Raw genomic sequence first — 12,195 nt, forward strand, 5'->3', positions numbered from 1 at the left:
GCCACGCCCTGCGTGGCTGCGCGGAGTCAGACAGGATCGAAGCCACGCAGGGCGTGGCTCTACGCGATATCGGTAAGTACCGACCGTTGGTCGGTACGCTGCTACAACAACCCGTCGCGCTTCACCGCGAGGTAGCGCTCCACCAGTGCACCCGGCAGCGCATCGGCGGTCACGTCCAGCACCATCACCTTGTGGCTGCGCAGTGCCTCATGCGCGTCGCTGCGCTGTTGCAGGTAGCGCGCGATCGCGCCGGCCTGGGCGGCGTCCTGCAGGGTGTCCACTTCAGCTTCCAGCGCGGTATCCAGCTCGCGCTCGCGCAGGCTGGCCACGCAGACCAGGTGCTGGCGCTGCAGCAGTCGCACCGCGACCAGCAGGTCTTCGATGTCCTCGTCGCGCACGTTGGTGACCAGCATCACCAGTGAACGGCGGCGTTGGCGCAGGCTGAGTTCAGTGGCGGCGGCCAGATAGTCAGTCGCTACCGGCTGCGCCTGCAGGTCGTAGCTGGCGCGCAGCAGGGCATCAATCGCGCCCATGCCGCGCTGCGGAGCCACCCAGCGGGTGTCGCCGCCAGTGGCGAACAGGCCAACGCCATCGCCCTGGCGCAGCGCCAGGTAGGACACCACCAACGATGCATTGAGCACATGGTCGAAGTGCGACAACCCGCCTTCGCTGGCCATCATCCGTCGACCGGTGTCGATCATCAGCACCAGCTGCTGGTTCTTCTCGTCCTGGTACTCGCGCGAGATCAGCTTGCGTGCGCGTGAGGTGGCCTTCCAGTCGATCTGGCGCAGGCTGTCGCCCAGCCGGTACTCACGCATCTGGTGGAAGTCGGTGCCTTCGCCGCGGCGACGCTTCAGATGCGCACCGACCAGACGCGAGGCCTGCTCGGCACTGAACAAGGCAAAACGTGTGAGCGGGGCAAAATTGGGGTACACCCGCACGGTCAATGCCGGCGGCAGCAACCGGCGTTGACGCCACAGCCGCCACGGCGCATGCAGGCGCAGATGTACGCCTTCAAAGGTGAAGCGCCCGCGTGCGGCGGGGGTCAGCCGGTACTCCACGCTGCTGGCGACCAGCGGCTTCAACGCCAGCGTACGCGGCAGGCCCTGCATGGCCCACTCACCGGGTACCAGGTCGAACAGTTCCACGCGCTGGCGCAGGCTGGACTCCAGCCGCAGGGTGACCTTGCGTTCCACATTCAGCGCCAGCGCTTCAGGCAGCTCACGCTGCACCGTCGGCGAAGGCTGCGCACGCAGGCGCAGCGCATCCACCAGCGCCAGCAGCGCGATGCCGCCGGCCGTGGCCCACCATATCCAGACCGGTGCGCGGCCGAACGCCACCGCAAGACCGAACAGGCCCCAGGCGGTGAGCAATGCCAGCAGTAGCGGCGCTGGCCTCATTTGCGTGGCGCTTCGACCTTGGCCAGCAGGGCGGCCAGTGCATCGTCGGCGGACTGGCCTTCGATCTGCAGCTCCGGTGCCAGCGCGATGCGGTGACGCAGGGCCGGGCGGGCCACTTCGCGCACGTCATCCGGCGTGACGAAGTCGCGGCCCGACAGCACGGCCTGGGCGCGCGCGGCACGCACCAGCGCGATGCTGCCACGCGGACCGGCACCGAGTGCAATGCCCGGGAAGCGGCGCGTGGCGGCGACGATGCGGACGGCATAGTCGATCACTTCCGGGTCGACCGTGATCGCGGCAGTGGCCTGCTGCAGTGCCACCACCTCGGCGGCGTTGAGTACGCGCGGCACCTGCGAAAGATCGAAGTCCGACGCGCTGCGACCGGTGGTGATCGCGTCCACCATGCGCTTCTCGTCCTCCAGCTGCGGGTAGTCGATCAGCACCTTCAGCAGGAAGCGGTCCAGCTGCGCTTCGGGCAGCGGATAAGTGCCTTCCTGCTCGACCGGGTTCTGCGTGGCCAGCGCCAGGAACGGCGGGGTCAGTGCAAACGACTTGCCTTCGATGGTGACCTGGCCTTCCTGCATCACTTCCAGCAGCGCCGATTGGGTCTTGGCCGGGGCGCGGTTGATCTCGTCGGCCAGCAGCAGGTTGGTGAACACCGGACCGCGGCGGATCTTGAAGCTTTCCGACTTCGGGTCGTACACCGCGTGACCGCTGACGTCGCTGGGCATCAGATCGGGGGTGAACTGCACGCGCCCGTAGTCCAGCTCCAGTGCCTGTGCCAGCGCACGCACCAGCAGGGTTTTGCCGAGGCCGGGCACGCCTTCGATCAGCACGTGGCCACCGGCCAGCAGGGCGATCAGGATCTGGTCCAGCACCTCGGCCTGGCCGATGAAGGCGCGGCCCACGGCTTCGCGGATGGCATCCACGCGTTCGACCAGGTTCTGGCCGGACAGCGCAGGCGGGGACAGCGGCGGCGGAGTGTTCGGCTCGGTCATAGCAGGTTTCTCATCTGGATCAGCAGGCGGATGCGTTCACGCAGGGCTTTGGTGTCCTGGGACGCCGGCACCTGCAACGCGGTCTGTACACGGGAAACGGGCCACTGCAGCAGCGTGGCGATGGCGTGCACCTGGGCGTCGCCGGTGAGGGCGGCGGCCGTGGGTGCGCGGCGGCGCAGGCGGGCCAGGAAGGCACGGCGTACCGCGTCGTACAACAAGGGGTTCTTGCCATGTCGCAGCAGATGTTCACCGCTGGCGCGCACGTGCTCGAGCAGCGAGCGGCGATCACCGCTCGGTGCCGGCAGCACGCTGCCCATGCGCTGCGCGCGCTGCCACAGCCAGCCCAGCAGGGCCAGCATCAACGGCACCCACACCGGCCAGCCCTGGTAGAAGATGCGGTACCACAGGGTGGGCGGACGCGAGCCGTACACCAGCCACATGGTGCCCTTGCCGTAGTTGGGGGCCAGCAGGTAACGGGTCAGGTCGCGGTGGGAGACATCGTGCAGGCCATCGGCCAGGCTGCCTTCGGGGTCTTCCGCATCGAAATGACGCGGCGTGCCTTCCAGGAAGGTCATGTCCGAGACCACGTCGACCGTGCCCTGGCCTTTGCGCAGGCGCACGAACACCAGGCCATCGTCGTCGCCCCAGCGGCGCTCCACGCGGATGCCGTCCAGGTCGTCCAGCTCGAAGCGGCGGCCGCGGCAGAACTCGCTGTGGCCGGGGTCGTCGGCTACATGGAAGGCCTTGCAGGCGCTCTGGTAGTACTCGCTGTAGACCCCAAGCGCATCCAGCAGCGTGCCCTGCGGCGCTTCGTCATCCTTGGACGTCGGCGGCGTGCGCAGCAGCAGATGGCCACCGCGGTCCACCCAATCCAGCAGCGCCTGCGCCGTGGTCGGCGGTACATCGGCGCTGTCTTTGAGCAGCAGCACGGTGTCGCCCGGCTGCAGCGGCATGCGGCTCAGGTCCACGCGCGGGAACGACTGTGCGGTGATGCCATCGGCCTGCAATGCGCGGCTCAGGGCATACAGCGGGTTGTAGCTGGCCTCGCCCTGCGGAGGCAGATGCTCGGTGCGGGTCACCCGCTCATTGGTGCGCAGGAACAGAATGGTCAGCGGAATGCCGAGCAACAGCAGCACGACGATCACCAAGGCCCAGCGTAGACGCGTACTCATGCGCGCCACCGGAACTGCTGCTGCAGGGTCGTGGCCAGTTCATCGAACTCGTCCGCCTCCGGCAGGCGGCCGGCATAGGCGGCGTACTGCCAGACCCGTACGATGCGCGCGAACAGGCTGCGGTCAGCTTCTTCGGGCATGCGTCGCGACGCGCGCAGGCACTGCGATTCGGTCGCACCCGGCGGCAGTACCACGTCGGCGCGCTCGCTCATGCTGTCCACGCTGGCGCGGTACAGCAACGCCAGTGCCGCGCGGGGGCGACCCTGCTGCCAGAGGTCGCGGGCGCGGGCGGCGGGGTCGGGCGGCACCACGTCGGGAATGCTGACCGCCTCTTCGACCACGGCGGCGGCCTTCTGCGTGCGGCGCGCGCCGCTGCCGCGCAGCCAGCGGATCCACCAGGGTGAGGTGATCAGCAGTACCAGCACCAGGGCACCGACCAGCCCCCACAGCAGCCATTCGGCGATCTGTGCAGGCAGTTGCGGGCCTTTGCGCTCGCGACGGTCCCCGCGGTCTTTACTGTCTTTTTCCTTTTCTTCCTTGTCCGCGTCTTTCTTGCTCTGCCACGTGGTGACCTCGCGCGTAGGTGTGATCAACGGGTCTTCGTAGGCACGCTGCACGGCCTGGCGGAAGCCGGCGGTGTCGGGCTTGGGACCGCCGAAGATCACGTCGGCGGTGTTGGACGGGTCGTCTGCGGGAACCGACGGCTCCTCTTCGTCCTCGTCTTCCTCTTCGTAGGCTTCGTCATCGCTTCCGTGCGAGTCCGGAGCCGCGCATTGCGCTGCGCGCTGCGGTGTCTCTTCGGGCGTCTCCTGGGCGTGCAGGAGACCCATCGGCCACACCAGCACCAGGGCCAGCACCAGCAGCGGTGCGGCCAGCTGCAGGCGCTCACGCAGGCGGCGGAACGCGATTTCCACGTCCCAGGCTTCCATCTCGGTACGGCGGTTGAGGTACAGCGCGAAGCCGGCACCGGCATAGAACGGGCTGATCAGGGTGGCCGCGAACCAGAAGAAGACGTTCACGCCGAGCTTGGCCCACGGCGGCATCAGTTCGGTGACCATCGCCCACGCCGCGCGCCAGGAATCGGACAGCAGGTCGAACGGCACGAACATGAAGATGCAGGCGATCAGCCCGACCACGATCACTACTTCGAACGTCAGGCACACCGTGGTCAGCAGGGCCGCATGGCTGAAGGCGCTGCTCAGGATGGCACGGCGGCGCTGGCTGCGGTGGCCCGCGTCGCTGCCTTCGAGCAGGTTCACCGGCAGCAGCAGCGAGCGGAACGGACTGAACCGGCGCCAGCCCAGATAGCCCCAGAAGCCGCTCCAGCCCCAATGGCGCTGCGCGCGCAGGGTCTGCCAGGGGCGGGGTTCGTCGCCGAACACACCGCGCGAGATCACATACAACGCGATGCGGTCGGCCACCGGCTTGAGCCACCACATCAGCAGCCAGGCCAGGAAGAAGCGGTCGGTCCACCACGCCAGGGCATTGACCGCCGCAAACAACGGCAGGCCGACGTACAGCAGCGGCAACCAGATGGCGCGCGCATGGCGGCGCGCCAGTGCGGTGCCCAGCTCCATCGCCTCCCATTCCGAACGGGCGCGCAGCATGACGTTGAGCTGGTCAATGCGCATGGGCACTCCCGCGTCCACCGCGCCACAGCCAGACGAACACCAGCGCCCACAGGACGCCAGCCACGCTGTACTTGCCCCATGCCGGTACTTCGGCAATGGAGGACCAGAACGCTTCGATGAAGGCCGCCACCAGCAACATGAAGGCGACGCCGAGGCACAGCTTCGCGCCGATGACGCCACCTTCCACCAGCGCATCGATGCGCCGGCGACGGCCCGGGGCCAGCAGTTTCATGCCCAGCTGCAGGCCGGCACCGCCGGCAATCACGATGGCGGTGAGCTCGAACGAGCCATGCCCGCAGACGAAGCGCCAGAACGGGTCGCCATGGCCGATATGTTGCAGGTGGCCGGCCACCGCGCCGATGGTCAGCCCGTTGTAGAGCAGCACGAACACCGTACCCACGCCGGCCAGCAGGCCGCTGGCGAAGGTGCGCAGACCGATGCTGATGTTGTTCATGATGTAGTAGCCGAACATCATCCAGTCGGTACCACTGTCGCGACCCAGGCGCGGTGCGTCGGGGTCGTACATCTGCTCCATGCTGCCAATCTGGCCCTGGTCCATCAGCATGTGGATGACATCCGGATGCCACTGGATCAGCGCGAAGCTGCCCACCAGCGGCAGCACGAACAGTGCGGTCGCCACCCACATGCTGCGCGCCTGGCTGCGCACCAGTTGCGGGAAGTCGGCCAGCAGGAATTCCAGGGCCCGACGCCAGCGTGCCGGCGGGGTGCGGTACAGCAGCCCATGCCCCTGCTGCATCAGCTGCTGCAGACGGGCCACCAGCTGCGGGCTGTAGCCACGCTTGCGGGCCAGCGCCAGCTGCTGGCATAGCCGGCGGTAGCGCTGCGGAATGTCCTCGTCATTGAGCAGATTGGGATCGGGCGTGCGGCGCGCACGCAGACCGGCGCTGCCACGCAGCGCCAGCCAGCGCTCCAGTGCCTGCCATTCTTCCTGGTAGCGGGCGACGAACTGTTCCTGCCTCATCGACGCCCCAGCAGCCAGTTGGCCATGGCATACAGACGCAGTACGCCGACCTGGCCCTGCGCGTCGGTGAGGTCACCGGCAATCGCGGCCAGTTCCTGCTGGCGGGCACTGGACAGGCGCGGCGCGCGCTCGGCAAATGCCACCACCGCGGCCTGCTCGGCCGGCTGCAATGGCTGCGGCGGTGCCAGCACGGTGTCGATGGCCAGCGTGCTGGCGAATGACGGTGCGGCGTCGTGCACGACCACGGTGCCGGCGACCAGATCACCCAGGCGGCGGCCGTGCGGATCGAACAGGCTCGACAGCAGCCCCAGCGCGTAGCCGAACGGCAGCATGTCCACGGTACGCAGCAGGTTGCGGGTAATCGAGGCCATCCAGCCAATCGGCGCGCCATCGTGGGCAACCACGCGCAGGTTGAGCACGCGCTTGCCCAGCGTGCGGCCCCAGATGGCCTCCTGCACGATGGTGTAGGCCCACATGGTCAGGAACATCAGGCAGGCGTAGAGGCCCTGGCCGAAGTCGCCCAGAAACGCGAGGGGAATGCTCATCAGCAGCAGGCCGGCCACGCGGATCGCGAAGTCGATGCCCCAGGCCAGCGCCCGCGGAATCGGTCCGGCGGCCGGCAGGTGCAGCGGCACGCCTTCGGGCGTGATCACTTCACGGTAGGTGTCCAGCATGGATGCGCTCATGCGCACCCGGCAGGGTTGGGGTGCCGGAATCCTCTCCGGACGGCGGCCAACGGCATGGGGGTCTCGACAGCTTCCTGGTCGGAGACTGACTTTACCGTCCCAGATACTTATCCTTCAACCGCACGTAATGATCGGCTGAGTAGTGCAGCGACTCGATCTCCTTCTCACTCAGCCGCCGCGCCGGCCGTGCCGGGTTGCCGACCCACAGCTCGCCTTCGCCCACCACCTTGCCCGGTCCGACCACCGCACCGGCCCCGACAAAGGCGTGCTTCTCCACAGTCGCACCGTCCAGGATGCACGCGCCCATGCCGATCAGGCTGTAATCGCCAATGGTGCAGGCGTGGATGATGGTGCCGTGGCCGACCGTGACCCCTTCGCCGATCAGGGTCGGGTGGCCGGCCTTGTTGTACGGGCTGTGGTGACTGACATGGATGATGGTGCCGTCCTGGATGTTGCTGCGCGCACCGATGCGCACATGGTTCACATCACCGCGGATGACACAGCCCGGCCACACCGAGACATCGTCGCCCAGCACCACGTCGCCGATGATTGTGCAGGCGGGGTCGACGTAGGCGCGTTCGCCGACGATGGGGAAGGTGTCGAGAAAGGGGCGCAGGGGGGACATGGCGGGCTCCGCGAAAGGCAAGTCCGAATGATACCCGCGCAGCCACGCAGGGCGTGGCTCTACGTCACTTCAACCGGTGGTGCATCTTCACGCCGGGGCGTGCTCGGCCAGCATGCGGCGGAACAGAGCGTCCAGGGCATCGGCAGATCCGTTCCCCGCCGGCAGCGGCGGCGCACCTGCGGCCATCGCCTCCAGTTCGGATTCGATGAAATCGCTGATCACTGCCACACGCGGTCCATCGGCCACTTCCGCACTGGCGCGTTTCACCACCAGCAGCTGGTCAATCGCCTCCCGTACAGGCCCTGTCGGCAGCAGCCGGTCCAGCAGATGCTCAAAGGCCATCGGCGGCGGCGTGGCGACGTCCTGTTCGATCCATCGGCACGCCAGCAGCGGCCGCAGCACATACAGGTACTTCTTGGTGCGCACGCGCTCGCCGCGCAGGTAGCCGCGGAAGTTGCTGCTGGCCATGTTGTAGTAATGCCACCAGCTGCCCAGCGGCGAGTGGAACTGGTCCACCGCCTGCAGCAGCGCGGCCACGGCCGCATCGTCCTGCCGGTACACGATCGGCGAACGCAGCCATTCCGACAGCGTCGGGTTGGACTTGCTCACCAGTCGCAGCGCTTTGCGCAGGTCCCAGCCGCTGACATCGAGTTCGTCGTCGATCGGCAGTTCGATCACGTCGCGCTGCGCCTGGCCGGGGCCGGTGGCCTCGTTGACGCTCAGGTACCAGGGCTGGCGATGCACGTAGATGAAGCGCGCGTCGTAGTCGCTGTCGGGCGAGGAAAAGCCCCAGCCACGGCTGCCCGACTCGCAGGCCATCAGGATGCGAACGTCGTGGTCGCGTTCAATGCGGTCAAGTTCGGCCAGTACGGCCGCGCGCTTCTCCGGCGCGATCGGGTGGATGTCCATGACCTGATTGTAGAGCCACGCCCTGCGTGGCTGCACCTTTACGGTTACGCGACAGCCACGCAGGGTTACGCGACAGCCACGCAGGGCGTGGCTCCACGGTTGCGTGGGTCAGGCGACGCGGCTTCCGCGCCGTGCACGCTCCAGATGCACCAGCAGCAGCGAGATCGCCGCCGGGGTCATGCCGGGAATGCGCTGGGCCTGACCGATGGTCTGCGGGCGTACGCGCTCCAGCTTCTGCTGCACTTCGGCCGACAGGCCGCGCACGCTGGCGTAGTCGAACGCGGCGTCGATGGCGGTGTTCTCGTGCCGCTGCTGGCGCTCGATCTCCTCGCGCTGGCGGTCCAGGTAGCCGGCGTACTTGACCCCGATCTCCACCTGTTCGGCCACCTTGGCATCGGCCACGCCCGGGCCCAGCGAGGGCACCTGCATCAGCTTGGCGTAGTCCAGTTCGGGGCGCTTGATCAGATCCAGCACGTTGGTTTCGCGGCTGACCGCCACGCCCAGCGTGGCTTCCACTTCGCGGCCGAGTGCATTGCCCGGCGTGGCCCACAACGCCTTCAAACGTGCGGACTCGGTCGCCACGGCGTCCTGCTTGGCCTGGAACGCATTCCAGCGGCGATCATCGACCACGCCCAGCTCGCGGCCCTTGCCGGTCAGGCGCACATCGGCGTTGTCCTCGCGCAGCTGCAGGCGGTACTCGGCGCGGCTGGTGAACATGCGGTACGGCTCGGTGGTGCCGTGGGTGATCAGGTCATCCACCAGCACGCCCAGGTAGGCTTCGTCGCGGCGCGGGCACCAGCCGGCTTCGTCGCGCACGCGGCGCGCGGCGTTCAGGCCGGCCAGCAGGCCCTGTGCAGCGGCTTCCTCATAACCAGTGGTGCCGTTGATCTGGCCGGCAAAGAACAGGCCGGACACCGCCTTGGTTTCCAGGGTGTTGTTCAACCCGCGCGGGTCGAAGAAGTCGTACTCGATCGCATAGCCCGGGCGGGTGATATGCGCGTTCTCGAAGCCGCGGATGCTGCGCACCAGGGCCAGCTGCACGTCGAACGGCAGCGAGGTGGAAATGCCGTTGGGGTAGATCTCCACCACGTCCAGCCCTTCGGGCTCGACGAAGATCTGGTGGCTGGCCTTCTCGGCAAAGCGCACGACCTTGTCTTCAATGGACGGGCAGTAGCGCGGGCCGATGCCTTCGATCTGGCCGCTGTAGAGCGGGCTGCGATGCAGCGCGCTGCGGATGATCTCGTGGGTGTGCTCGCTGGTGTGGGTGATCCAGCAGCTCATCTGTGCCGGGTGCTCGGACACATCGCCCAGGAACGACATCACCGGGCGCGGGTCGTCGCCGGGCTGTTCGTCCATCACGCTGTAGTCCAGCGAGCGGCCGTCGATACGCGGCGGCGTGCCGGTCTTGAGCCGGTCGATGGCGAACAGGCGCTCGCGCAGACGCGCGGCCAGCGTGGTCGCCGGTGGGTCGCCCATGCGGCCGGCGGCGTACTGGGTCTGGCCGACGTGGATCTTGCCAGCCAGGAAGGTGCCCGCGGTCAGCACCACGGCGGCGGCGTTGAACTGCAGACCGGTCTGGGTGATGACGCCGCGCACCGCATCGCCGTCGATGACCAGGTCATCCACCGCCGCCTGGAACACGGTCAGGTTGGGCTGCGCCTCGACGAGGCCGCGGATGGCCATGCGGTACAGATTGCGGTCGGCCTGGCACCGGGTGGCGCGCACGGCCGGCCCCTTGGAGGCATTGAGGGTGCGCCACTGGATGCCGGCGCGGTCAGCGGCGTGGGCCATGGCCCCGCCGAGCGCGTCGATCTCCTTGACCAGGTGGCCCTTGCCGATGCCGCCGATGGCCGGGTTGCAACTCATCGCGCCGATGGTTTCCACGTTGTGGGTCAGCAGCAGCGTGCGCACGCCGGTGCGGGCCGCAGCCAGCGCAGCTTCGGTACCGGCGTGACCGCCACCGATGACGATGACGTCGTAGTCGTAGAAGGAATCGGTCATGAAAGGCTCGGACGGGGCCAGCGGCGGCCGCAGGTCAGCCCTGGAACAGGGCGAGGGCGTTGATTTTACAGCCGAATGCGCCGAGAGGGTGCAGGCCCCCATTCATAAAAAAATCTGCAATCCACCCTCAAGTTGGCACGCAAAGTGCAGATAACCCAATAGCACCCAGGGTGGCAGGCGCTGCAAAGCGCTACGAACCGGAATTGGAACAGGGGCCGGTTCTTGCGCATCCCGGGGAAGCGAAGGGGCCGACAGTCGGGGGACTGTCGGCCCCGTTTTTAAGGCGGACCTTCCCCCGTTGGACCCAAAACAAAAGGCCCCGCCATTGGCGGGGCCTTTTGCTTGAGAGGTGCCGACATCCGACAGGGCCGGAACAGGGGGGATCCAGATGTTCCTGTCGGATATCGACGTAGAGCCTTATGTGACGTCCCGCGTCGCTTTTCGACCCGGGCGGTCACCACCCGGCTAGATTGAACCGGGTGCGGGGTGAAAATCAAGCGTCTCGTCAACGCTCGCGCACACGCACGTTCCCTTTATTCATGTTCCGCCACGGGGACCCTTCCGAACGCGGCTGGGCCGGGCGCGGCGGCGGGGCCGGACGCGACTGCGGAACCTGCACGGGCCGCTGCTGGGGACGGGCCTGCGGCGGTCGACCCACCGAGTCCATGTTCCGCCACGGCGAGCCACCGTTGTAGTCCGGGCGCGGCCGGTCCGGCGGACGCGGCGGCGGCGGACCACTGCCATTGCCCGGGCGCGGCGGCGGGCGATGGTTGTGCGGCGGACGGTAGTTCGGGTACGGCCGGTAGATGGGGTAGTTGTAATAGCCGCCGCCATAGCCGTAGTAGCCGCCACCGTAGTAGCCGCTGCCATAGCCGGAGGGGTAGCCGTACGGATAGCGGTACTCGACCGACGGCGCACCGTGGTAATAGCCGCTGCCACCACCGCCACCACCGCCGACGTAGTCGTAGGTGGCGCAGCCGGAGAGGGCCAACAACAGGCCACCGGCGAAGATCAGGCGCATTTTCATGATCGGGTCCCCCCAAGGGTATGGGTCCAGCTTCAGGCCGGCGCATTGAATACGCCCTTAACTCGACCCGGTCTGGATGAATGCAGACCATCGTCGCACGTTGCGCGCAGGCGGTGCATCGCGGAGCGTTACGTTAATCTTGCGTCATGAACGATTCACTCCTGCCTCGCGTGGATGATCTGCTGGCCGCCGCTGCGCGGATCGCCCCGCATGCCCACGTGACCCCGGTGCTGCAGTCGCAGGCGCTGGACGCACTGAGCGGTGCCCGGCTGGCCTTCAAGGCTGAACATCTGCAGCGCGGTGGGGCGTTCAAGTTCCGCGGGGCCTGCAATGCGGTCTGGGCGCTGCCGGATGACGTAGCCGCGCGCGGGGTGGTCACCCATTCTTCGGGCAACCATGGCGCGGCCCTGGCATTGGCCGCGCGGACCCGCGGCATCGCCTGCCACGTGGTGGTGCCCGAGGGCGCGGTGGCGGCCAAGCTGGCCAACATCGAGCGGCACGGGGCCACGCTGTGGCGTTGCGCGCCCAGCATCGCCGCCCGCGAAGCGATGTGCGCGCAGGTACAGGCCGACACCGGCGCGACCCTGGTGCACCCCTATGCCGACCGCCAGGTGATGGCCGGGCAGGGCACGGCCGCCCTGGAACTGCTGCACAGCCACGGCCCCTTCGATGTGCTGGTGGTGCCGGTCGGCGGCGGCGGCCTGGCTGCCGGCACCCGGCTGGCGCTGCAGGCGGCCGCGCCGGACGCGCGCCTGGTGCTGGCC

The 12,195-nt window shown here is 67.9% G+C and carries 11 protein-coding genes; 1 reads left to right on the forward strand and 10 read right to left on the reverse strand.

Features of this window, described 5'->3' with window-relative positions; all coding sequences use genetic code 11:
* Positions 1-101: 101 nt before the first annotated feature.
* The 10 genes from QMX83_RS15995 to QMX83_RS16040 all read right to left on the reverse strand — a co-directional run bounded on the left by QMX83_RS15995 (position 102) and on the right by QMX83_RS16040 (position 11,431).
* On the reverse strand, positions 102-1,400 hold the full coding sequence (locus tag QMX83_RS15995) for a DUF58 domain-containing protein (protein ID WP_282297630.1): 1,299 nt from the start codon (positions 1,398-1,400) through the stop codon (positions 102-104).
* Positions 1,397-2,398, reverse strand: a complete 1,002-nt coding sequence (locus QMX83_RS16000) for a MoxR family ATPase (RefSeq protein ID WP_282297631.1) — start codon at positions 2,396-2,398, stop codon at positions 1,397-1,399. Before QMX83_RS16000 ends, QMX83_RS15995 begins: the two co-directional genes overlap by 4 nt.
* Complete coding sequence (locus tag QMX83_RS16005; RefSeq protein ID WP_282297632.1) at positions 2,395-3,570, reverse strand: DUF4350 domain-containing protein; 1,176 nt, start codon at positions 3,568-3,570, stop codon at positions 2,395-2,397. Before QMX83_RS16005 ends, QMX83_RS16000 begins: the two co-directional genes overlap by 4 nt.
* Positions 3,567-5,201 (reverse strand): DUF4129 domain-containing protein, encoded by a 1,635-nt coding sequence (locus QMX83_RS16010; RefSeq protein WP_282297633.1) that lies wholly within the window; start codon positions 5,199-5,201, stop codon positions 3,567-3,569. The genes QMX83_RS16005 and QMX83_RS16010 overlap by 4 nt, the downstream gene beginning before the upstream one ends.
* Positions 5,191-6,183, reverse strand: a complete 993-nt coding sequence (locus QMX83_RS16015; protein WP_282297634.1) for a stage II sporulation protein M — start codon at positions 6,181-6,183, stop codon at positions 5,191-5,193. Before QMX83_RS16015 ends, QMX83_RS16010 begins: the two co-directional genes overlap by 11 nt.
* Complete coding sequence (locus QMX83_RS16020; protein WP_282297635.1) at positions 6,180-6,869, reverse strand: RDD family protein; 690 nt, start codon at positions 6,867-6,869, stop codon at positions 6,180-6,182. Before QMX83_RS16020 ends, QMX83_RS16015 begins: the two co-directional genes overlap by 4 nt.
* A gap of 91 nt (positions 6,870-6,960) precedes the next feature.
* Positions 6,961-7,494: a gamma carbonic anhydrase family protein gene (locus QMX83_RS16025; protein WP_282297636.1), complete on the reverse strand. Its 534-nt coding sequence runs from the start codon at positions 7,492-7,494 to the stop codon at positions 6,961-6,963.
* Between the two features lie 87 nt (positions 7,495-7,581).
* Positions 7,582-8,403, reverse strand: coding sequence for a nucleotidyltransferase domain-containing protein (locus QMX83_RS16030; protein WP_282297637.1), 822 nt, complete (start codon positions 8,401-8,403; stop codon positions 7,582-7,584).
* 108 nt (positions 8,404-8,511) lie between these two features.
* On the reverse strand, positions 8,512-10,404 hold the full coding sequence (gene mnmG, locus QMX83_RS16035) for a tRNA uridine-5-carboxymethylaminomethyl(34) synthesis enzyme MnmG (protein WP_282297638.1): 1,893 nt from the start codon (positions 10,402-10,404) through the stop codon (positions 8,512-8,514).
* Between the two features lie 505 nt (positions 10,405-10,909).
* The gene (locus QMX83_RS16040) at positions 10,910-11,431 is read right to left on the reverse strand and encodes a hypothetical protein (protein WP_282297639.1); all 522 of its coding nucleotides are present in this window, start codon (positions 11,429-11,431) and stop codon (positions 10,910-10,912) included.
* A gap of 146 nt (positions 11,432-11,577) precedes the next feature.
* On the opposite strand from QMX83_RS16040, the gene QMX83_RS16045 reads away from it, so the two are divergent.
* On the forward strand, positions 11,578-12,195 hold a 618-nt coding region (locus QMX83_RS16045), incomplete at its 3' end, for a pyridoxal-phosphate dependent enzyme (RefSeq protein ID WP_282297640.1).

The sequence above is a fragment of the Stenotrophomonas sp. PS02289 genome (assembly GCF_029960115.1).
Taxonomy (GTDB): Bacteria; Pseudomonadota; Gammaproteobacteria; order Xanthomonadales; family Xanthomonadaceae; genus Stenotrophomonas.

Coding starts and splice junctions, on each gene's coding strand:
- QMX83_RS16030 (WP_282297637.1), bottom strand. CDS start 8,403: ATGGACATCCACCCGATCGCGCCGGAGAAGCGCGCGGCCGTACTGGCC.
- QMX83_RS15995 (WP_282297630.1), bottom strand. CDS start 1,400: ATGAGGCCAGCGCCGCTACTGCTGGCATTGCTCACCGCCTGGGGCCTG.
- QMX83_RS16005 (WP_282297632.1), bottom strand. CDS start 3,570: ATGAGTACGCGTCTACGCTGGGCCTTGGTGATCGTCGTGCTGCTGTTG.
- QMX83_RS16025 (WP_282297636.1), bottom strand. CDS start 7,494: ATGTCCCCCCTGCGCCCCTTTCTCGACACCTTCCCCATCGTCGGCGAA.
- QMX83_RS16015 (WP_282297634.1), bottom strand. CDS start 6,183: ATGAGGCAGGAACAGTTCGTCGCCCGCTACCAGGAAGAATGGCAGGCA.
- mnmG (WP_282297638.1), bottom strand. CDS start 10,404: ATGACCGATTCCTTCTACGACTACGACGTCATCGTCATCGGTGGCGGT.
- QMX83_RS16000 (WP_282297631.1), bottom strand. CDS start 2,398: ATGACCGAGCCGAACACTCCGCCGCCGCTGTCCCCGCCTGCGCTGTCC.
- QMX83_RS16040 (WP_282297639.1), bottom strand. CDS start 11,431: ATGAAAATGCGCCTGATCTTCGCCGGTGGCCTGTTGTTGGCCCTCTCC.
- QMX83_RS16020 (WP_282297635.1), bottom strand. CDS start 6,869: ATGAGCGCATCCATGCTGGACACCTACCGTGAAGTGATCACGCCCGAA.
- QMX83_RS16010 (WP_282297633.1), bottom strand. CDS start 5,201: ATGCGCATTGACCAGCTCAACGTCATGCTGCGCGCCCGTTCGGAATGG.